The sequence below is a fragment of the Candidatus Blochmannia sansabeanus (nom. nud.) genome (assembly GCF_059935345.1).
On record NZ_CP011795.1, the window covers coordinates 110,093 to 132,502 of the forward strand.

Annotated in this window: 18 protein-coding genes and 2 tRNA genes; 18 read left to right on the top strand and 2 right to left on the bottom strand. The window is 30.5% G+C overall.

The window, feature by feature from the left end:
• Positions 1-32: 32 nt before the first annotated feature.
• Positions 33-569 carry an inorganic diphosphatase gene (gene ppa / locus Bsans602_RS00465; RefSeq protein WP_500837162.1) on the bottom strand — a complete coding sequence of 179 codons (537 nt, stop codon included), beginning with the start codon at positions 567-569 and terminating at the stop codon, positions 33-35.
• Positions 570-821: 252 nt separating this feature from the next.
• Positions 822-1,793, bottom strand: coding sequence for an octaprenyl diphosphate synthase (ispB, locus tag Bsans602_RS00470; protein WP_500837373.1), 972 nt, complete (start codon positions 1,791-1,793; stop codon positions 822-824).
• A gap of 221 nt (positions 1,794-2,014) precedes the next feature.
• Here ispB and rplU point away from each other — a divergent pair, with 221 nt between their 5' ends.
• From rplU to Bsans602_RS00560, 18 genes are all read left to right on the top strand, one after another.
• Positions 2,015-2,368 (top strand): 50S ribosomal protein L21, encoded by a 354-nt coding sequence (gene rplU, locus Bsans602_RS00475; RefSeq protein ID WP_500837163.1) that lies wholly within the window; start codon positions 2,015-2,017, stop codon positions 2,366-2,368.
• Positions 2,358-2,618 (top strand): 50S ribosomal protein L27, encoded by a 261-nt coding sequence (gene rpmA, locus Bsans602_RS00480; RefSeq protein WP_500837164.1) that lies wholly within the window; start codon positions 2,358-2,360, stop codon positions 2,616-2,618. The genes rplU and rpmA overlap by 11 nt, the downstream gene beginning before the upstream one ends.
• Positions 2,619-3,183: 565 nt before the next feature.
• On the top strand, positions 3,184-4,206 hold the full coding sequence (cgtA, locus tag Bsans602_RS00485; RefSeq protein WP_500837165.1) for an Obg family GTPase CgtA: 1,023 nt from the start codon (positions 3,184-3,186) through the stop codon (positions 4,204-4,206).
• A gap of 293 nt (positions 4,207-4,499) precedes the next feature.
• The gene (gene greA, locus Bsans602_RS00490; RefSeq protein ID WP_500837166.1) at positions 4,500-4,976 is read left to right on the top strand and encodes a transcription elongation factor GreA; all 477 of its coding nucleotides are present in this window, start codon (positions 4,500-4,502) and stop codon (positions 4,974-4,976) included.
• A 380-nt stretch (positions 4,977-5,356) separates the two neighbouring features.
• Positions 5,357-5,989, top strand: coding sequence for a 23S rRNA (uridine(2552)-2'-O)-methyltransferase RlmE (gene rlmE, locus Bsans602_RS00495; RefSeq protein WP_500837167.1), 633 nt, complete (start codon positions 5,357-5,359; stop codon positions 5,987-5,989).
• 72 nt (positions 5,990-6,061) lie between these two features.
• Complete coding sequence (gene ftsH / locus Bsans602_RS00500) at positions 6,062-7,990, top strand: ATP-dependent zinc metalloprotease FtsH (protein ID WP_500837168.1); 1,929 nt, start codon at positions 6,062-6,064, stop codon at positions 7,988-7,990.
• A 122-nt stretch (positions 7,991-8,112) separates the two neighbouring features.
• Positions 8,113-8,952: a dihydropteroate synthase gene (gene folP / locus Bsans602_RS00505; protein WP_500837169.1), complete on the top strand. Its 840-nt coding sequence runs from the start codon at positions 8,113-8,115 to the stop codon at positions 8,950-8,952.
• Between the two features lie 11 nt (positions 8,953-8,963).
• The gene (gene glmM, locus Bsans602_RS00510) at positions 8,964-10,316 is read left to right on the top strand and encodes a phosphoglucosamine mutase (protein ID WP_500837170.1); all 1,353 of its coding nucleotides are present in this window, start codon (positions 8,964-8,966) and stop codon (positions 10,314-10,316) included.
• A gap of 110 nt (positions 10,317-10,426) precedes the next feature.
• Positions 10,427-10,702: a preprotein translocase subunit SecG gene (secG, locus tag Bsans602_RS00515; protein WP_500837171.1), complete on the top strand. Its 276-nt coding sequence runs from the start codon at positions 10,427-10,429 to the stop codon at positions 10,700-10,702.
• 187 nt (positions 10,703-10,889) lie between these two features.
• Positions 10,890-10,976, top strand: a tRNA-Leu gene (locus Bsans602_RS00520).
• Between the two features lie 70 nt (positions 10,977-11,046).
• Positions 11,047-11,120 (top strand) — tRNA-Met (locus Bsans602_RS00525).
• 460 nt (positions 11,121-11,580) lie between these two features.
• Positions 11,581-13,092 (top strand): transcription termination factor NusA, encoded by a 1,512-nt coding sequence (gene nusA / locus Bsans602_RS00530; protein WP_500837172.1) that lies wholly within the window; start codon positions 11,581-11,583, stop codon positions 13,090-13,092.
• A gap of 26 nt (positions 13,093-13,118) precedes the next feature.
• The gene (infB, locus tag Bsans602_RS00535; protein WP_500837173.1) at positions 13,119-15,794 is read left to right on the top strand and encodes a translation initiation factor IF-2; all 2,676 of its coding nucleotides are present in this window, start codon (positions 13,119-13,121) and stop codon (positions 15,792-15,794) included.
• 107 nt (positions 15,795-15,901) lie between these two features.
• The gene (gene rbfA, locus Bsans602_RS00540) at positions 15,902-16,291 is read left to right on the top strand and encodes a 30S ribosome-binding factor RbfA (protein ID WP_500837174.1); all 390 of its coding nucleotides are present in this window, start codon (positions 15,902-15,904) and stop codon (positions 16,289-16,291) included.
• A gap of 17 nt (positions 16,292-16,308) precedes the next feature.
• A complete protein-coding gene (truB, locus tag Bsans602_RS00545; protein ID WP_500837175.1) occupies positions 16,309-17,073 on the top strand; it encodes a tRNA pseudouridine(55) synthase TruB in 765 nt (254 codons plus the stop codon).
• A 356-nt stretch (positions 17,074-17,429) separates the two neighbouring features.
• Complete coding sequence (gene rpsO, locus Bsans602_RS00550; RefSeq protein ID WP_500837176.1) at positions 17,430-17,699, top strand: 30S ribosomal protein S15; 270 nt, start codon at positions 17,430-17,432, stop codon at positions 17,697-17,699.
• 143 nt (positions 17,700-17,842) lie between these two features.
• Positions 17,843-19,942: a polyribonucleotide nucleotidyltransferase gene (pnp, locus tag Bsans602_RS00555; RefSeq protein WP_500837177.1), complete on the top strand. Its 2,100-nt coding sequence runs from the start codon at positions 17,843-17,845 to the stop codon at positions 19,940-19,942.
• A 632-nt stretch (positions 19,943-20,574) separates the two neighbouring features.
• Entirely contained in the window at positions 20,575-22,290 is a 1,716-nt protein-coding gene (locus Bsans602_RS00560) for a DEAD/DEAH box helicase (protein WP_500837178.1), read from the top strand.
• Positions 22,291-22,410: the final 120 nt, after the last annotated feature.

Below are 22,410 nucleotides of genomic sequence, written 5' to 3' on the forward strand. Positions count from 1 at the left end.
TTGATTAGAGTTATGCGATTAAAATATAAAAATTATGTAGTCTGTTTAAAACGTTCAAAGGCCTTTGAAATTTCAATTTTAGCAGCGTTACTATTTTCCCAGTTTTTTATTTTAACCCATTTCCCAGAGTCTAAATTTTTATAATTTTTGAAAAAATGACTTATTTGATTACGTAATAAGTTTGGAAAATCATTTATATCTTGTATTAATGAATATTGTTCTGATACTTTACTATGAGGAACCGCAATTATTTTGGAGTCTTTACCAGATTCATCTATCATATTGAGCATACCTATGGGGCGACAATATATTACGCAACCTGATTGCAAAGGATGTGGAGTGGGCACCAACACATCTACTGGATCGCCATCTAATGACAAAGTCTGATTGATATAACCATAATTACAGGGATAAAACATAGGTGTTAATAAAAAACGATCAACGAATATCGTTCCTGTTTTTTTATCAATTTCATATTTAATTGGATCAGAGTTAGCTGGAATTTCGATAATAACGTATATATCTTCTGGAATATTTTTCCCAGCTGGAATTGCAGGGTTTAAATACATGTACATTGCCTTATATTTGCATGTGATTAATTATAATAAATAATAATAATATGTATTTTATTGGTGTTTTATTTTTAACGCATCTACCAATATTATACTATTTTACTTATCATAAACATGATAATATATAAATATGTTATTGACAAACAGTATTCACCGTTATTTTAAAGAATAAATTATAACTATAATTTGATATTTTTATATATCTAATTCTCAAATATTAATTATATTTATTATTCTAAAATGATATAACTAATGAATCCTTCTGATTACATAACTAGCTAAACTTGCTAATGCTTTTCGGTAGGGAGAAATGGGTAAAATATTAAGACAAGAAATAGCTTTATTAATTTCTGTTTCAGCACGTTTTCGAGTATACTCTAACGATCCGTATTGACGCATTGTATCTACAACTACACCTAATAAATGACGATTATTACCTTGTTTAATGGCATGACATATAAGTGATGCTTGCTTTGGGGTACTATGATGAATAGCATGCAATAAAGGCAGAGTAGATTTGCCTTCATTTAGATCATTTCCAATTTTTTTGCCGGATATTGTTTCTGAAGCAGAATAATCTAATAAATCATCAATTAATTGAAAAGCGGTGCCAACATATCGTCCATAATTACGCAATGCTTCCTCTTGATAAATATCGGCATTAGCTAAAATAGCAGATGATTGAGCGGCTACTTCAAATAAACGAGCAGTTTTACTATAAATAATTTTCATATAACTGTCTATAGTAATAGTTGGATTATTGCAATTTGTTAATTGTAATATTTCTCCTTTTGCAATTATATTAACAGCGTCTGCCATCAATGATAATATTCGTAAAGATTCTAACTCTGTCATCATTTGAAAGGCTCGTGTATATATAAAATCACCTACTAATACACTAGCAGCATTGCCAAAAATCATATTAGTAGTTGTTTTACCGCGTCTTATATGTGATGCGTCTACTACATCATCATGTAATAAAGTAGCAGTATGAATAAACTCTATTAATGTAGCAATAGTAATATGTTGTGTTTTTTTATAGTGTAACGCTCTTGCAGTTAACAAGGTAATCATTGGTCGAATTCGCTTTCCCCCGCTATTAATAATATATTGAGCAAGTTCATTGATTAAAGTAATTTCAGATGCTAATCGTACGCGAATTTCTGTATTTACATCTATCATATCTTGTTCAGCTAATTTTGTGATTTGAGTAATATTCATTGATATCATAACTATTAAATGTCAGATAATATGTATGTACTATATATGTAACGATTTGTATTACATATAGGCTATTCCACAAATAATACATATAGTAATTTTTATTATTATTATTATTAATAATAATATTTACTATTATGGTTGAGAAAGATTCCTTTTTCATGTATAAGAACATATTTAAAGATAATATCAAATTATAAACAAGAGATGGATCATTATTTATGTATGCAGTTTTTCAGATTGGTAGTAAACAGTATCGTGTTACTGAAGGTCAAATAATTAATATAGAAAAGATTACTATTAATGTTGGTAATCAAGTTGAATTTAATGAAATATTACTTATTAAACATAATGATCATCTTCAAATAGGATATCCCTTTGTAAAAGAGGGAAAAGTTGTAGCGGAGATTATAGAGCAAAATATCGATCGAAAGATAAAGATTATTAAATTTCGTCGTCGTAAGCATTTTCGTAAATGTCAAGGACATCGTCAGTGTTTTACTACAATAAAAATAACAAGCATAAATAGTTATCATCTAAATAATCAAGAAATAAGGAATAAACATGGCACATAAAAAAGCTGGGGGTTCTACTCGTAATGGTCGAGATTCACATAGTAAGAGTTTGGGGATTAAACGTTTTGGAGGAGAATTTATATCTTCAGGTACTATTATCGTACGTCAACGTGGTAATACGTTTCATCCAGGAAAATATGTAGGCTGTGGAAGAGATTATACTCTTTTTGCTTTAAAATCTGGGAGAGTGTTATTTGAAAAAAAGGGAATGCCTCGCCGCAGGTTTATTAGTATTATTGCTAATGGATAAAAAATATGATATTGGAACAATATTATTTAATAATTAAATGTTAATTTAATATACATAAATTAGTCAAAGTAAGATTTTAGTTATGTTTTATAGATGAAGTCATTGTTATACTAACATTGATAGGTCTGTAAATACATGTTTTTAGTAGATAAATGAAAAATTAAAAATAATCTCAAATATGAATATAAAATTTTTATAAAAATAATCATTCACCAAACTATGTCTATGGAATGATGGTTATAACATTGATGGCGTTGGATGATTTATAATTTGTAAGATTAATTAAATATATATTTACGTTAATATTTGGTTTGTTTACGTAAATATTATTATTGATTATGTTTTATTAGGACTATAGTAATTTTTACTATTTTGGATTGTTTGTGATGATAATTTTATTAAATTGTAAATGATGTGTTTACAATGTATACAATGGAAAATACTAAAAAAGTATTTTAACAATATGAAATAGAATTAGTTATTGTATTAATTTGTATCAAATTTATTAAATGAGAGGTTATATCTGTATGCTGTAAAATCTAAGGGATATGTATAGAGGTATATTATGAGATTTATTGATATGACTAATATTACAGTTGTCGCTGGAAACGGGGGGGATGGTTGTATTAGTTTTCAAAAAACCAGAAGAGGGCGATCTTTTTTCAAAAAACCCAATGGTAGTAATGGAGGAGACGGAGGTAATGTTTGGTTATTAGCAGATCCTAATGTAAATACTTTGAATTATTTTCATTTTCATCATGTTTTTAGAGCCGAACATGGACAATGTGGTAGCAGCCGGGGTTGTACTGGTAAAAAAGGTAAGGATATCATTATAAAAGTTCCGTATGGGACTAGAGTGAGTGATAAAAATACAAATAAATTATTAGGAGAAATAGATAATCATAAAAAACGGTTAATGGTAGCTAAGGGAGGACGCCATGGTTTTGGAAACAGAAATTTTAAATATTCTTTACGACATACACAACCTTGCAGTAAACATGGGAAGACAGGAGAGTTTCAACATCTGAACTTGGAATTACTTCTAATGGCGGACGTCGGAATATTTGGGTTGCCTAATTCTGGAAAGTCTAGCTTTATTCGTGTAATATCATCAGCAAAACCAAAAGTGGCAGATTATCCATTTACTACATTAGTACCGTATTTAGGCGTGGTACAGACTAATAATTATGATAGATTTGTTATTGCAGATATTCCTGGTATTATTAAAGGCGCATCTAATGGATCAGGATTAGGAATAAGGTTTTTAAAACATCTGGAACATTGTCAAATATTATTGCATTTTATTGATATTGCACCTTTAGATAATTCTGATCCATTAGAAAATATTATTACTATTAGACATGAGTTAAATAACTACAATAAAAAATTGATTCGTAAACCTTGTTGGTTAATATTTAATAAAATAGATTTATTAGAGAAATATATAGTAGAAAAAAAAATTAGATATATCATTAGTTCTTTACAGTGGAAAGACCGTTATTATTCTATATCTTCGACACACAACACGAATACATCATTGCTATGTGACAATATTATGAAGTTTATTATTTATCATGGTCAAAATTAAAAATAAATTTTAATATATACGTGTATGTAAGGTAACGGAATAAAGTAGTCAAATTAATGTGATTTAATTTATGATTTAAAGTAATAAACTGAACATTCTATTAAATTTAAAATTTTTATACTGTGGTATTTCGTCTATATGATGTTTTTCTATAAAGAGCGATATTCTTGATAAAATTATGCATCTGTACTAGAGAATATGTTTTGATTATATTGTTAATCAAATAACATAAATTTTGTATGTAGATAAGAATTTATTTTTTTAAAACATATGTAATATGATGAAGGTAAATCATGAAGTACGTGCCAATGACTTTGCGTGGAGCTGAAAAGTTGAGAAAAGAATTAGATTATTTGAAAAATATTCGTCGTCCAGAAATTATAAAAAATATTTCTGAAGCACGTGAGCATGGTGATTTAAAAGAAAATGCTGAATATAATGCTGCCCGTGAGCAACAAGGGTTCTGTGAAGGGCGTATTCAGGAAATAGAGTCTAAGCTTTCTCATGCACATATTATAGATGTAACTAAATTAATCACTAATAATAAAATAGTTTTTGGCGCTACAGTTAATATTGAAAATTTAGATACAACGCATAGAAGAACATATAGTATTGTAGGAGATGATGAAGCAAACCTTAAAGAAAATACGGTTTCTATTAATTCTCCTATTGCTAGGGGTTTAATCGGTCATAAAGTAGGAGATGTTATTGAAATTGATACTCCAAAAGGGAAGATAAGATATAAAATAATTCAGATTAAATATTATTGAAATAACATGTTGTAAAAATTATATTTTTTCTGAAAATTTCTAAAATAGTGATTTCATAATTAAAAGGTTTAAGTTTTATTTATTGTATAATTTATATTAATGTATATTATAGCGGAAGTATGTGATGTAGTAATGTTATTATTAAGGTTGATATTTTTAGTGATTACATATTTTGAGGTATTAATTAATTTTTATTGCAGGATGTGTTTTGATTTCTATATTTTTGTAGTGCTGAAAATGATGCTAAGACTAGTATATACTAAAAATTAATTAATTTAATATAAAAATTCTGATTGTTTATTTAAGTGAAAATTAAAAATACTAATTGTTCTTATTTTATTAATATTGTTTGCGCAAAAATATTCAAGAAATAATTTGATATGGTAAATAAAAAATGTTCTATATATTCTTCAAAGTGGTTACAAAAATATCATAAAGACCAATATGTGATAGAAGCACGAAAACAGAAATTACGATCGCGGTCTTGGTTTAAATTAGAAGCAATAAATCGTATGGATATGTTAATTGCTTCCGGTATGACAGTAATAGATTTAGGATCAGCACCTGGCGGGTGGACGGTTTATGTAAAAAGTAGAATAGGTAACACAGGACGCATTATAGCATGTGATATATTACCCATGCGTAGAATTTCTGGAGTAGATTTTTTGCAAGGGGATTGTTCTGATCCTGATGTTTTTAAAATATTGTGCACATGGATAGGACAACAAAAGGCTCATGTTGTTTTATCCGATATGTCTCCTAACATAACTGGCATATCAATAATTGATGTTAATCAATCTATACGCCTTGGAAATATAGCATTAAATGTGTGCCGTGATATTTTAATGTGTGGGGGAGATTTTTTAGTAAAAGTTTTTCAGGGAAAGGGATTGGATAAATATATGTATGATCTAAAGTCTTTATTTAACATAGTAAAAATCCGTAAACCAGATGCTTCCAGGTCTCATTCTCGTGAAGTCTATATTGTAGCGAAAAAACGTAAATATAATTAATATGTCATGTAACATGTTACAACTATTCAAATTTTGTTGTAATACAATTGCGAGGTTAATCTTTTGAGTGATATGGCTAAAAACCTAGGTCTCTGGTTAGTTATTGCGGTAGTTTTTATATCTTTGTTCCAGAGTTTCGGGCCTAGCGACTCAAGCAGTCGTAAATTGGATTATTCTACTTTTATGTACGATTTAAACCAAGATCAGGTTAAAGAAGCTCGTATTAACGGTCGTGAAATTGTTGTTATAAAAAAGGATAGTAATCGTTACACCACTTATATTCCAGTAAATGATCCAAAATTACTTGACATTCTTTTAACCAAAAAAGTAAAAGTTGTTGGAGAACCTCCAGAAGAACCTAGTTTAATTACATCTATTTTTATTTCTTGGTTCCCAATGTTATTATTAATTGGAGTATGGGTTTTCTTTATGCGTCAAATGCAAGGAGGTGGAAAGGGCGCTATGTCTTTTGGAAAAAGTAAAGCACGTATGTTAACTGAAGACCAAATTAAAACTACTTTTGCAGATGTAGCAGGATGTGATGAGGCAAAAGAAGAGGTAAAAGAATTAGTGGATTATTTGCGTGAACCTACTAGATTTCAAAAATTAGGAGGAAAAATCCCAAAAGGAGTGTTAATGGTAGGACCTCCTGGCACTGGAAAAACGCTTTTAGCAAAAGCAATTGCTGGAGAAGCGAAAGTGCCATTTTTTACTATTTCAGGTTCTGATTTTGTAGAGATGTTTGTTGGTGTTGGAGCATCTCGTGTGCGGGATATGTTTGAACAAGCTAAGAAAGCTGCTCCATGCATTATTTTTATTGATGAAATTGATGCAGTTGGTCGTCAAAGAGGCGCAGGATTAGGAGGAGGACATGATGAACGTGAACAAACTTTAAATCAGATGTTAGTAGAGATGGATGGATTTGAAGGCAATGAAGGAATTATTGTCATAGCCGCCACTAATCGTCCAGATGTACTGGACCCAGCTTTATTGAGGCCAGGTCGATTTGATCGTCAAGTAGTTGTAGGATTACCAGACATTAGAGGTAGAGAACAAATATTACAAGTACATATTAGTCATGTACCATTATCATCGGATGTAGATATATTAGTAATCGCTAGGGGAACACCAGGATTTTCAGGAGCTGATTTAGCTAATCTTGTAAATGAAGCAGCATTATTTGCTGCTCGTGATAATAAGAATATGGTATCAATGGTAGAATTTGAAAAAGCTAAAGACAAAATTGTAATGGGCGCTGAGCGTCGTTCTATGGTAATGACAGAAGCTCAAAAAGAATCTACAGCCTATCATGAGGCTGGCCATGCTATAATCGGTAGATTGGTTCCAGAGCATGATCCAGTGCATAAAGTTACTATAATTCCTAGAGGACGCGCCTTAGGTGTAACGTTTTTTTTACCAGAGGGAGATGCAATTAGTACGAGCAGACAAAAATTAGAGAGCCAAATTTCTACGTTATATGGAGGTAGACTGGCTGAAGAAATAATTTACGGGCCCAATAAGGTATCTACTGGCGCATCTAATGATATTAAAGTCGCGACTTCTATTGCTCGAAATATGGTAACTCAATGGGGATTTTCTGAAAAGCTTGGGCCATTATTGTATGCAGAGGAAGAGGGAGAGATATTTCTCGGACGTTCAGTAGCTAAATCAAAACATATGTCTGATGAAACTGCGCGTATTATTGATCAGGAGATTAAATTTTTAATTGAAAGAAATTATGTTCGTGCTCAAAATCTTTTAATAGAAAATGTAGATATCCTTCATTCTATGAAGGATGCGCTAATAAAATATGAAACAATTAACGCATCTCAGATCAATGATTTAATGAATCGAAAATCAATTGAGCCTCCGTCTGGATGGGAAAATAGTTCATTGGATACAAGTAATGATAAGAATGCTGCTTCTTGTATTTCTTCTGTAAAAGCACCAGAATCAGTAAGAGAATCTTACAATGATAATCCTGATACTGCGTCACAATAATATATAATAATTTATATAAAGAATAAAATTAATATTCGTTATTGTTATCAAAAATTTTTCATAAAATAGAAAATAATATATAGATTAATTTAAAACAATATATTAAAGATGTATGTGGATCTATGAGTTTGATTATAAATAAACTTAATTTAAATTTGTCCGAAGTTCAAATTATGGGTATTTTGAATGTTACCCCTGATTCTTTTTTTGATGGAGGAAATTATTGTACTCTTTCTAAAGCAATTGATCATGTATTTCATATGATTTCTGATGGCGCTACTTTAATTGATGTTGGCGGAGAATCAACACGACCTGGGGCTGATATTGTCAGCGATGAAGAAGAAGCAGAACGTGTAATACCTGTAGTACGTGCTATAGCACAACGTTTTGATACTTGTATTTCAATAAATACATCATCAGCATTAATAATACGTGAAAGTGCGGCAATTGGTGCTCATTTAATTAATGATGTACGCTCTCTCACTAGTAAGGGATCAATACAAGCTGCAGTATATTGTAAGCTACCAGTATGTTTAATGCATATGAAAGGAGAACCTAAGACAATGCAAAATTCTCCCGAATATTCTAATATCGTGGCTGAAGTAAATAAATATTTTTCTGAACAAATATCTCGTTTTGAATTGGCTGGTATTACCAGAGATAAAATATTAATTGATCCTGGGTTTGGTTTTGGAAAGAATTTAGCACATAATTATCAGCTTTTAGCTAATCTGAAATATTTTCATCATTTTGGTTTACCTTTATTAGTTGGTATATCACGTAAATCGATGCTGGGCCTGAGTAATAATCAATATGATCCTAACAATAGGTTAATAGGTAGTATTACTTGTGCAGTAATTGCAGCCATACAAGGCGCACAAATCATTCGTGTACATGATGTCAAGGAAACGGCAGAAGCATTACAAGTTGTTCGAACTATGTTTCAACATACAAAAAAGTAAGGAAACCTAATATGAAGCACCTCAAATACTTTGGTACCGATGGTATTAGAGGTAGGGTTGGAAACATTCCAATCACTCCAGATTTTGTTTTGAAGCTTGGTTGGGCTGCAGGTAAGGTGTTGAGTCGGTATAGCAAATGTCGATCTAATCAAATTATTATTGGAAAAGATACTCGTATTTCTGGGTATATGTTAGAATCAGCATTAGAATCAGGGTTAGCTGCTGCTGGCTTGTCTGCAGCATTGACTGGTCCTATGCCTACTCCAGCTATTGCATACTTAACTCGTGCTTTTAGAGCTGAAGCTGGTATTGTAATTTCTGCCTCGCATAATCCTTTTTATGATAATGGTATTAAGTTTTTTTCTGTTAAAGGTACTAAATTAGATAGCGCAGTAGAGCATTCTATAGAGATAGAATTAAACAAATGTTTAACATGCGTTGATCCAAAAGAACTAGGGAAAGCTAGTCGTATTGTTGACGCAGCTGGTCGTTACATAGAATTTTGTAAAGGAACCTTTCCAACTCATCTTAGTTTGAGGAAATTAAAAATAGTTGTAGATTGTGCTAATGGGGCTACTTACCATATAGCCCCAAATGTATTTCGTGAATTAGGAGCTAATGTGGATACTATTGCGTGCCGTCCGAATGGAGTAAATATTAATAAAGAATGTGGTGCGACAAACATTCGGCAATTACGCACACAGGTTTTAGCAAAAAAGGCAGATTTGGGTATCGCTTATGATGGAGATGGTGATAGAGTAATTATGGTTGATCATTTTGGAAATAGAGTAGACGGTGATCAAATGTTATATATTATTGCTCGAGAAAAATTATATCGTAGTAAGCGACTCACAGGAGGCGTAGTAGGTACTCTTATGAGTAATATGGGACTCGTATTAGCATTAAAACAGTTAAATATTCCTTTTATACGCGCTGGCATCGGTGATCGTTGTGTGCTTAAAATGTTAAAAAAAAAAGGTTGGCATATTGGCGGAGAGAATTCAGGACATATTGTACTCTTAGATAAAACTACTACAGGAGATGGTATTATTGTTGGTCTCCAAATATTATCTGCAATGGTAAATAATTGTGTAAGTTTATATGAATTATGTAATGACATATATTTATTACCACAAATTTTAGTTAACGTATATTGTTCTGGTATTGATAGTCCTTTAGAATCTGATTTAGTTAGAAAAGAAGTTAAAGCAGTAGCAGGGGAATTGTCCGAACAAGGACGAGTGTTATTACGTAAATCCGGCACTGAACCGTATATCCGTATTATGGTGGAAGGAAAACATTACGATAAAATATCGTATTTAGCAAATAGAATGGCTTCTGTAATAAGATCACAAATAAAATAAACACGATGGCAATTGAGTTTAGCATTTGTTGTATATATTATATACTGCTAATTTTTTAGTCAATTATTTAATTATGATAATTTATGTTTATGTAAGGACAACATAATGTTATGTATCAAACTTTTTTAGTTATATTTGTAATAATAGCAGTAGCCTTAATTATATTGATTATGTTTCAACAAAATAAAGGTCGTAATTCTGGAGGAATGTTTAGTAATCGATCTTTAACTGATATGCTAAATTCAGGAGGTTTAAGTGATGGAATAACTCGTTTGATAGTAATTTTAGCTATATTGTTTTTTTTACTTAGTTTATTGTTGGGAAACATGAATAGTAAACAAAATCAGAAATATATTCAAAGTAGTGTACACAATGATCAATTTTGATATGGAACTAAATCATTTACATTTTCCTCTTGGAGTCCATGATATATAATGATTGATATCTGATAATATATCAGACAAATGTATTTATTCATGTATGATAAAAATGTATATAGACATATTTAATTGGTAATTAATATAAATAATAATGATGTACGTATGTCATTTTAGAATGGTGCGTCGCATCAATACCGAGGTGGTGGAACAGGTAGACACGCTACTTTGAGGTGGTAGTTTCTCTTGTCTGAGATTACGGGTTCGAATCCCGTCCTCGGTATTTCTTTATAATATAAATAGTTTGATTTTTTAGAGTTGTGTGGTGTATAATCTTGTTGTTTTGATACTAACGCGGGGTGGAGCAGTATGGTAGCTCGTCGGGCTCATAACCCGAAGGTCATCGGTTCAAATCCGATCCCCGCAACCCTATCAGTTAGTGCCATGCCGAGCAGTGTGCGCTTGACAAGTCTTGCATTATAAAACAAAATTATAAAATATGTTAGTATTTTTAATTCAAACCATCAATTATTCAATTGGGTTTTAGTAATCGATTAATATACAAAAAGTCTTGATGAACCTATTGTAATAATAATATATATTAATGGACAAATAGATTACTGATTATTTTATATGAAAATTTATCAAGATTCATTAGTTTCACAATATCAAATAGAATTCTGTTATGCGTACTATTAGGCTGTCTGATACATACAAGATACTAGATTAGCGTGTGTCTATATAATCATGATTTTATCATTTAAATCGATAATTACGGTAATTTTGTATTTTAAATAAAAATAACTGGAAGATTTTCATATTTAAAAGACTGACTTAAATTAAGTAATTCTTGTAGTTATTAAAAATAGATTTTTGAGATAACTAAGATGAATAAAGAGATTTTGGCTGTAGTAGAAGCAGTTTCTAATGAAAAAGCTGTGCCTCAGGAAAAAATTTTTGAGGCATTAGAGATTGCATTGGCTGCTGCTACTAGAAAAAAATATGAACAGGATGTTGAAGTGCGTGTTGTAATTGACCGTAAATCAGGTCAGATTAATACGTTTAGGAGATGGGTTGTAGTGGAACAAGTCACTCAGCCTACTAAGGAAATTACATTAGATGCTGCTCGGCTTGAAAATCCAAAAATTAAAATTTATGATTATATTGAAGATATGATTGAATCTGTTAGTTTTGATCGTATCACAACACAAGCTGCAAAACAAGTCATTGTCCAAAAAGTGCGTGAAGCTGAGCGAGCAATTATTATAGAACAATTTTTAAGTCGCCAAGGCGACATTGTAACTGGTATAGTAAAAAAAATTAATAGAGACAGTATTAATATAGATTTAGGAAATAATGCTGAAGGGATCCTTAATAAGGAAGAGATGCTGCCACGTGAAAATTTTAGATTAGGCGATAGAGTTCGTGGAATTTTATATTTAGTGCGACCAGATTTTAAAGGTCCACAATTATTTATAAGTCGTACTAGAATTGAAATGTTAGTTGAATTGTTTCGTATTGAAGTTCCTGAAATTGGAGAAGAATTAATTACAATTAAGACTGCTGCTCGAGATCCTGGTTCGCGAGCGAAAATTGCTGTCAAAACAAATGACAAACGTATTGATCCAATAGGTGCTTGCGTAGGTATGCGAGGAGCGCGTGTTCAGGCTATTTCTAGTGAATTAGGTGGAGAACGTGTAGACGTTGTGTTATGGGATGATAATCCCGTACAGTTTGTTATCAATGCTATGTCTCCTGCTGATGTTGCATCTATTGTTATAGATGAAGATAAGCATACAATGGATATTTCAGTAGAAGAATCTAATTTAGCTCAAGCTATCGGACGAAACGGACAAAATATCCGTCTAGTGTCTCAATTAAGTGGTTGGGAATTAAATATTATGACTGTAGATGAATCAGAAAAAAAACGTCAGGTTGAAGTATGTGCTGTCACTAATATTTTTATGAATACCTTAAATATTAGTGAGCAATCTGCTCAAATTTTAATTGATTCAGGATTTTCTTCACTTGAAGAATTAGCGTATGTACCTATAACAGAATTGTTATCGATAAAAAAAATTGATACTAAGACAATGGAAATAATTAGAAATCGCGCAAAAAACGCTTTAAAAAATTTTACTATTACACATAATAAAGACGTTAAAGATAATAATCATGCTGCTATTATTAATCCTATTATAGAGTTGTCAAGACTATCTAATATTGAATATGGATTAACATTAAAATTGATTGAACGTGGTATTTCTACATTAGAAGATTTAGCTGAACAAGATATATCAATTCTATCCGACATCGAAGGAGTAACCAAAGAAAAAATCGGAGAATTAATTATGGAAGCTCGCAATATTTGTTGGTTTTCTAACGAAAGTAAACATTAATATTATAGTAATAAATAAGGAACGCCATGATAGATAGCACCATACAATCATTTGCTATGGAAATGAAGACGTCAGTAGATCAATTAATACAATGGTTTTCATATCTTGGCATTTTTAAAACAGAAAAGGATGTTATAACTCAAATAGAAAAAGAAATTTTATTTAAACATATGAATGATAATAAAAAAGGGTTATCTAATAAATTAACATTGCAACGAAAAAGACGCAGTACTTTAAGTGTATCTGGTATTGGTGGTAAAAGTAAACAAGTACATATAGAAATACGGAAGAAACTTACATATATACAATATACTACTTTACAAGAACCAGAGTGTATTGACTTAAAAAATAAAATAGTATCTAATGTTGATCATGAATTAATTGAATTGACTGCAAAAAATAATTTAATAAATAAAAAAGTAGATGATACTATACATCCGTTTTTTTTAATACAAAGTTCTAAAAAAAATAATTATTATTCTGAATCAGTAAAATGTAAAGAAAAAGTGACGAGAAAAGCGTGTCATCGTAAAACTGAAGGTAAATATCTTCAAGAAAAAAATGAAACACAATCAGTTATTAAAAATAGATCTGAAGATAATTGGAATATTGAAAATTCAAAAATAATTCATCCTAATTTAGAAGATAATCATAACAATAGCAAATCGTATTGTATGCCTTCGCCTATAGAAAAGAATAACAATCAAAAATTGGAAAACGAACGACGTAATCGTTCTCGTATTCGTATGCGGAATCGAAGTGGAGGAAAACTAATTAAACAACAGCAACATAAAAGAAGTAATAATAATCGTCTGTATGCAATTATATCTGACGAATTTGGTAAAGAAGAAGAGTTGTATGTTTCAAATCGAATAAATAAAAATAAGCGCAAACAAAGTACATTACTACAAAGTTTCAATAAACCTGTTCAGATAATCACTCGTGATATTGTTATTGGAGAAACTATAAGTGTAGCTGACTTAGCTAATAAAATGTCAATAAAAAGCTCGTATGTTATTAAAGTGATGTTGCAATTAGGTATTACGGTAACTACTAACCAAATCCTTGATCAAGAAACGGCTCAATTAGTAGCGGAAGAAATGGGGCATAAAGTTATTTTACGCCATGATAACGAGCTAGAAGATTTGATTACAAATGATCGTATTAATAGTTGTACTATGATCGAAAATCGGGCACCGATAGTAACTGTTATGGGCCATGTAGATCATGGAAAAACTTCTCTTCTTGACCGTATTCGTTCGACCAAAATAGCATCTTCTGAAATTGGAGGTATTACTCAGAGTATAGGTGCATATAATGTAAGCACTGATAATGGAACGATTACTTTTCTCGATACCCCCGGACATTCGGCATTTACAGCTATGCGTGCTCGTGGAATTCAGTTAACAGATATTGTAGTTTTGGTAGTAGCTGCTGATGATGGGGTTATGCCTCAAACTATTGAAGCAATACAACATATCAAAGCCGCTAATGTTCCTGTGGTAGTAGCAATAAATAAAATTGATAAATCACAAGCAAATCCTGAACGAATAAAAAATGATCTAAATAATCATGGTCTTATTCCAGAAGATTGGGGTGGTGATACGCAGTTTATAAATGTTTCTGCTATTTCAGGGGATGGAATAGATAATTTATTGGATGCTATTTTATTACAGTCAGAAATATTAGAACTAAAGGCAATGCGTCATGGTATGGCAAGTGCTACAGTTATTGAGTCTTTTTTAGATAGAGGACGTGGTCCCGTAGTTTCTGTTTTGGTTCGTGAAGGCACACTAAAATGTGGTGATATAATTCTATGCGGAACAGAATATGGACGCGTACGTGCTATGAGAAATGAATTTGGGAATGATATTACTTCAGCAGGCCCATCAATTCCGGTTGAATTATTAGGGCTATCAGGGATACCTGATTCTGGAGAAATGGTTATTGTGGTTCGTGATGAAAGAAAAGCGCGAGAAGTGGCATTGTATCGTCAAGGAAAATCTCGAGAAATAAAATTAGCTCGTCAAAAAGAACCTAATATAGCAAATATCTTTGCTAATGTTAAAAATACTACCAGCGGCACTATTCCTGAATTGAATTTAATTATTAAATCTGATACACAAGGTTCTTCTGGGGCTATTCGTGAATCTGTAGAACGTTTATCAACCAATAATAATGTGATAGTAAAAATTTTATCTTCGTCTATTGGCGGTATTACTGAAACGGATATCGCATTAGCAGTAACTTATCACGCAGTTATTTTAGGGTTTAATGTTAGAGCAGATCCTTCTGCTCGACGTATAATTGAGTTAGATCAAATAGATGTACGTTATTATTCAGTAATTTACGATTTAATAAATGAAGTAAAGCAAATGATGAATGGTATGCTAGTGCCACGATATAAACATGAGAGTATTGGTTTAGCAGAAGTACGAAGTGTGTTTCGTTCTCCAAAATATGGAAATATTGCCGGTTGTATGGTTGTTGAAGGGATGATAAAATGTCATAAAAAGATTAGGATCATACGAGATAATATAGTTACCTATGAAGGTGAATTGGAGTCGTTGCGTCGTTTTAAAGATGATGTGAATGAAGTAAGAAGCGGAGTAGAATGTGGAATCGGTATCAAAAATTATAATGATATTCATTCTGGAGATATGATTGAAGTCTTTGATATCATAAAAATATCTCATATTTAACTTTAAATAAAACATAATTAATTATTAGATTCTTGTTTAATTAAGAGTATGGTTGTGTCTTTATATGAAACGTGAGGTAGTGATTATTTTATAAAAGGTAAGGAGAAATGTATATGCATAGTCAAAATAACTACTATCGCATTCAGCGTGTTTCTCAAGAAATACACAAAAATATTTCTATTATTTTGCAGCACAAGATCGATGATATCCGTATAGGTAAACCTACTGTTTCAGGAGTTAAAGTATCTAAAGATCTAAAAAACGCCAATATTTTCGTTACTTTTATTGATAAAGACAGTCCAGAAGAAATAAATTCTGCTATTGCAATATTACAGCACGCCTCACATTTCATTCGTTTTTTATTGGCTAAGACTGTATGTTTACGTATTATTCCCATTTTATTATTTAAATATGATTCTTCATTAAGTGAAGGAATAAAAGTATGTGATTTGATCGCTACTATTACAACAAAAATTGCAATAGAAAAATTAAATTAAATATATTAGAGTTATTAGTGAAGAGATATAAAAACAAATTAATTAGGGATATTGATGGAATTTTATTATTAGATAAACCTAAGGGAATATCTTCTCGTGCGTTATTAAATAAAATTAATAAGTTATTTTGCGCCCATAAAATAGGACACGCTGGTACTTTAGACCCTTTGGCTACAGGAATGCTTCCTGTTTGTTTTGGAAAGGCAACTAAATTTGCTAAGTATTTATTGAATTATGATAAAAGGTATAGAGTGACCGCTCAATTAGGAGCAAGTACTGATACTTTTGATTCAGATGGAGTGGTGGTTCGCATATCGCATCATGTACAACTAGATAATAGTAAATTAGAACAATGCTTACAATCTTTTATAGGAGTAACCAATCAGATTCCTCCTATGTTTTCATCATTAAAATATCGTGGATTACCTTTATATAAATATGCTAGAAAAGGAATAACCATCCCTAGAGAACCTAGGATAATTCATATATATAATTTAAATCTTCTTAAAAAAATAGAAAATATTATTGAGTTAGACGTTAGTTGTTCTAAAGGCACCTATATTCGGAGTATAATAAATGATATTGGGGAAACTTTAGGTTGTGGAGCGCATGTTACAGCATTGCGTCGTTTATCAGTCGGAAAATATATATCTTCTTCTATGGTCAATATTCAAACCTTGGAAGCTATTTTTTATAATGATTCTTTTGATGATTTAGAAGTTTTTTATAAGCTGGATGCATTATTGATACCAATAAGCTCAATTAGTGTTGGAACGCATTAAATATAGTTAATAAGTATAAGTTCAGTTACGGCATATTTATTATTACTAATTAAATTCAAAATGCAAATAGTGGAATATATTTTGATTATTTTGTTCTGTTAAATGGTATATATATAAATATCACTGTATTACTTACTGTGCGTAAAATAAAAGCAGATTAAAACAGCAATTCAAATTTGTGATAGTCACATATATAGCGCACAAGCATTACGGTTTTCGCTTATCTAATTTATTTATTTTTACATGGATGAGCAATGAAAATAAAACATTGATTTTAATTAAAGTTTTATTTGATTTCAATTTTAAATATAATTTATCGTTAAAAATATAGGTTTCTCAAACAAAAGGTGTTTTGCATGTCTTGGAGTGCTAAAAGAAAAATAGAAATAATTTCTAAATTTGGTCGTGATCTTAAAGATACTGGTTCTACTGAAGTACAAGTTGCTTTATTAACTGAACGTATCGATTATTTGAAGCATCATTTTTTAGAACATAAAAAAGACCATCATAGTCGCCGTGGATTACTTAAAATGGTTGCTCATCGACGAAAACTATTGAAATATTTAAAGGAAAATCATGTATTACGTTATACTAATTTAATAAAAAACTTAGGATTACGTCATTAAGACAAATTTTTAATTAAATTGAGATTACAGTAGTACATAATACTATTTTAAAATGAAAAAGTAAAACATGGAGTGTTTTTAACATATCATGGATGATTAATTCGGTACATAAAAATTATATTAAAATATAAAAGGACATTGTTTTGTTAAATCCGATTATTCATAAGTTTAAATATGGGAACCATACTGTAACTTTAGACATTGGAACTATAGCTCGTCAGGCGAACGCTGCAGTTATGGTGAGTATGAGTGACACTACAATACTTGTTACTGTAGTTAGTTCTAATCAAGTGAAATTAGAACAAGATTTTTTGCCTCTTGTTGTAAATTATCAGGAACGCACGTATGCTGCCGGAAAATTTCCAGGAGGCTTCTTTCGTAGAGAAGGTCGTCCAAGTGAAAATGAAACGTTAATATCTCGATTGATTGATCGCCCTATTCGACCATTATTCCCCAAAGGATTTACTAATGATGTACAAGTAGTTGCTACAGTAATGTCAGTAAATCCACAGGTGGATCCAGATATAGTAGCAATAATAGGAGTTTCTGCTGCGTTAAGTTTGTCCGATATTCCTTTTTTAGGGCCAATTGGAGCAGCTAGAGTTGGTTATATTAAAAATAAATACGTACTAAACCCAACAACAACGGAGTTATCCAATAGTCAGTTAGATTTAGTTATTTCGGGTACTGAATCTAATATTTTGATGGTAGAATCAGAATCATGTTTGCTAAGCGAAAAAGAAATATTAGATGCTATTATATTTGGGCATGAACAACAACAAGAAGTGATTTACAATATTAATAAATTAGTTAAAAAATCTGGAAAATCTAAATATTTCTGGAAAGAAAAAGAAATCAACATACCTTTAAAAACATATTTATCTGAATTATATGAATCTCGTTCTAAAGATATATATTGTTTTTTTGATAAACAGGAACGTCGTGTTCAAGTTGATAACATTAAGAAAGATATCATCAAGACTGTTCTTAATAGTAGCCATAACAGTAATGGTCTTATAGATGAAAAGGAAATAATATATCTTTTGAATTATTTAGAAACACAATCTATTCGTTATCGTATTCTAGCAAATAAATTACGTATTGACGGACGTTCAACAGATGTAATTCGCGAAATAAATATAAAAACAGGGATACTACCTCGTACTCATGGATCAGCATTATTTACTCGAGGAGACACCCAGGCATTAGTTACTGTCACACTTGGCACAGAACGTGATGCACAGAATGTTGATGGACTAATTGGAACGCGTATTGATAGATTTTTGTTGCATTATAATTTTCCGCCATATTGTGTTGGGGAAATAGGCATTATGGGCGCTCCAAAAAGAAGAGAGATTGGACATGGACGATTAGCAAAGCGTGGAATGTTAGCAGTGATGCCTGATTCTAATGAATTTCCTTATACAATACGTGTAGTGTCAGAAATTACTGAGTCTAACGGATCATCTTCCATGGCATCTATTTGTGGAACGTCTTTAGCGTTAATGGATGCTGGAGTACCAATTAAAGCATCAGTTGCTGGTGTTGCTATGGGGTTAATTAAAGAAGGAAACGATTTTGTAATATTATCCGATATTATAAGTGATGAAGATCATATTGGAGATATGGATTTTAAAATATCTGGTAGTCGTCAGGGTATAACGGCGTTACAAATGGATATTAAAACAGATGGAATCACTTATGATATTATAAGTATTGCGTTAGAAAAAGCAAAACATGCCAGGTTTAAGATACTAGATCTGATGGATAAAGTTATTCAGGTTCCTAAGAAGGAAATTTCGATATTTGCGCCAAGAATATACAGTATTAAAGTTAATCCAGGTAAAATTAAAGATGTTATAGGAAAAGGAGGATCTGTTATTCGTTCACTGACTGAAGAAACTAATACTATTATTGATATTGAAGATGATGGTACTATAAAAATAGTTTCTTTAGATCATGATAAAGCAAAACAAGCTATTCGCAGAATTAATGATATTACCGCAAACGTTGAAATAGGAGCTATTTATACTGGAAAAGTTACGCATATTGTTGAATTTGGGGCATTCGTAACTATTTTATCCGGAAAAGAAGGATTACTACATATTTCTCAGATTTCTGAAAAAAGAATAAATAAAGTTACTGATTATTTAAAATTAGGGCAAGAAGTATTAGTAAAAGTATTGGAAATAGATCGCCAAGGGCGCATTCGTTTGAGTATGAAAGGAATAATAACCGTATGATATAATTATCATTATAGTGATAATAGTTATTTAGTTATTATATGTGCATATAATAATATGCGATTTGTAGTTATTTACATAGATTGGTAATTATTTATTTACCTATCTGAATCGTGTTGCATTATGATTTATAGTAATTTAGTCGTATTTAAAATCGTTTAATATAAATATAATATATAGTTTAACAATATATTTATAGGAACAAATTTATAATTATTGATAAATAAAGATTAAAATGAGTAGATACTACAATAAAATATTTGTGAGTACACAATCAATTATATAGGTATTTAAGAAGTCAATAAACATTGGGATTTTGTTGTGTATATTACTATATGACAATATATAGGTTATTATTGTGTATGGATGATGATTTAGTGATATTTTGAGAATTAATATTTTTGTTTTTAGTAAAGGAGATATTTATATTTTTAATGTAACTTTTATAAATATCATACGAGTTTTTAATTGTAATTTGTTGCAATTTATATATATGATAATAGTAGTATTATATTTGAATAATTTTGATCCATATATGTACATATTTTTATATTAAAGAATATTACTTTTCTAAAAATTTTTATATTAAATTTATATAGTTAATTGGTTTATCAAACATGGAGTAATTACAGATGTCAAAAACCGCAGATTCTTTTATGGATTTAGGGTTGAATCATCATATAATTAATGTTTTACGTGATTTTGGATATGAAAAACCTTTACCTATTCAGACTCGGTGTATTCCATATTTATTAGCTGGATATGATGTATTAGGGATGGCGCATACAGGTAGCGGAAAAACTGCAGCATTTGTATTACCATTGCTGCATAATGTTGATATTAATGATTCTTTTTCTCAAAGCTTAATTGTGACACCTACTCGAGAATTAGCAATCCAAATTGGAAGAGTATGTTCTGATTTTACAAGATATATGAATAAAATAAATATTGTGACTTTATATGGAGGACAAAATTATAGCATTCAATTAAATGCTTTGAATAAAAAGCCTCATATTATTGTCAGTACTCCAGGTAGATTAATAGATCATTTAAATCGTGGTACTGCTGATTTATCCAAATTAAAAACTTTAGTGATAGATGAAGCTGATGAAATGTTACGTATGGGATTTATTGAAGATATTGAGCGTATTATTAAAAATGTTCCAATTAAACGCCAAACAGCGTTATTTTCTGCTACTTTACCTATAGGTATTCGCCGTATAAGTTATAGATTTATGCATAATCCAAAAGAAGTATATATTCATACTAACACAAATATGCGTGCTGATATTAAACAAAGTTATTGGTTAGTGCGTGGAATAGCTAAACATGAAGCATTAATGCGGTTTTTAGAAACAGAAAAGTTTGAAGCAGCCATTGTTTTTGTTCGAACTAAATGCGCAACATTAGAACTTTCTAAAATATTAGAGAAATTTGGTTATAATAGTGCGGCTTTGAACGGAGATATGAATCAATCAATACGACACCAAACGTTAGATCGATTAAGACATGGTAGTTTAGAGATTCTTATAGCTACTGATGTTGCTGCTCGTGGGTTAGATATTCATCGTATCAGTTTAGTAATAAATTATGATATACCAATAAATTCTGATGCCTATATACATCGTATAGGAAGAACTGGTAGAGCAGGACGCATCGGAAAATCTTTATTGTTTGTAGAATACAAAGAATATCGTCTATTGCGTAATATTGAACGTAAAATAAATGTAAATATTACAGAGGTTAAATATCCTACTGTCAGGACTTTACTTGCTTGCCGTTTGGCCAGATTTGCTAGTAAAATAGAATGTCAATTAAATACTAATAATGATTTAGATGTATATCGATCATTGTTACCACAAATAAAACCTAAAAAAGATTTGACAATAGAAAATTTAGCGGCTGTTTTATTAAAAATAGCACAGGGAAACCGTCCATTAGTGTTGCCTCCAGATCCAATTATTAAAAATAAATTAGATTATAAAATACATACTAAAAACAATCATAAAAATAATTGTCGTATCGATAATAGAGCTTTGAAAACTAGATTAAAATTTAATAAAATATCTTCTGAAAATATGGATATTTATCATATATCAGTAGGACGCAACGATGGAGTTAAAATCCGTCATATTGTTGGAATGCTTTCAAACAAAATTGATAATATTCGTTGTTATGAAATAGGTAATATTAGATTATTTTCATTCCATTCTATTATTGAATTAAATAAAGGATTATCTAACAATAAGATATTAACTCAGTTATCTCATGTGCGAATTTTGAATAAACCAATAAATATGAAATTATTAGGTAGCTCATCCTCGTGCAATAATATGTCTCAGAATTAATATTCTTCTGAAAAATATACGTGTATTCAATAAAATAGTACAACAAAATTAAATTAGTTAAACATATAATTACTGTTTAGCATTAATAATTTATTTTAGTTGTATATAATGCTCTATTTA

Bases quoted from the DNA above. Each gene is read 5' to 3' on its own strand.
- ftsH (WP_500837168.1), top strand. From the start codon at position 6,062: ATGGCTAAAAACCTAGGTCTCTGGTTAGTTATTGCGGTAGTTTTTATA.
- rlmE (WP_500837167.1), top strand. From the start codon at position 5,357: ATGGTAAATAAAAAATGTTCTATATATTCTTCAAAGTGGTTACAAAAA.
- Bsans602_RS00560 (WP_500837178.1), top strand. From the start codon at position 20,575: ATGTCAAAAACCGCAGATTCTTTTATGGATTTAGGGTTGAATCATCAT.
- nusA (WP_500837172.1), top strand. From the start codon at position 11,581: ATGAATAAAGAGATTTTGGCTGTAGTAGAAGCAGTTTCTAATGAAAAA.
- secG (WP_500837171.1), top strand. From the start codon at position 10,427: ATGTATCAAACTTTTTTAGTTATATTTGTAATAATAGCAGTAGCCTTA.
- rpmA (WP_500837164.1), top strand. From the start codon at position 2,358: ATGGCACATAAAAAAGCTGGGGGTTCTACTCGTAATGGTCGAGATTCA.
- greA (WP_500837166.1), top strand. From the start codon at position 4,500: ATGAAGTACGTGCCAATGACTTTGCGTGGAGCTGAAAAGTTGAGAAAA.
- ppa (WP_500837162.1), bottom strand. From the start codon at position 569: ATGTATTTAAACCCTGCAATTCCAGCTGGGAAAAATATTCCAGAAGAT.
- glmM (WP_500837170.1), top strand. From the start codon at position 8,964: ATGAAGCACCTCAAATACTTTGGTACCGATGGTATTAGAGGTAGGGTT.
- rplU (WP_500837163.1), top strand. From the start codon at position 2,015: ATGTATGCAGTTTTTCAGATTGGTAGTAAACAGTATCGTGTTACTGAA.
- rpsO (WP_500837176.1), top strand. From the start codon at position 17,430: ATGTCTTGGAGTGCTAAAAGAAAAATAGAAATAATTTCTAAATTTGGT.
- rbfA (WP_500837174.1), top strand. From the start codon at position 15,902: ATGTATATGCATAGTCAAAATAACTACTATCGCATTCAGCGTGTTTCT.
- cgtA (WP_500837165.1), top strand. From the start codon at position 3,184: ATGAGATTTATTGATATGACTAATATTACAGTTGTCGCTGGAAACGGG.
- folP (WP_500837169.1), top strand. From the start codon at position 8,113: ATGAGTTTGATTATAAATAAACTTAATTTAAATTTGTCCGAAGTTCAA.
- infB (WP_500837173.1), top strand. From the start codon at position 13,119: ATGATAGATAGCACCATACAATCATTTGCTATGGAAATGAAGACGTCA.
- ispB (WP_500837373.1), bottom strand. From the start codon at position 1,793: ATGAATATTACTCAAATCACAAAATTAGCTGAACAAGATATGATAGAT.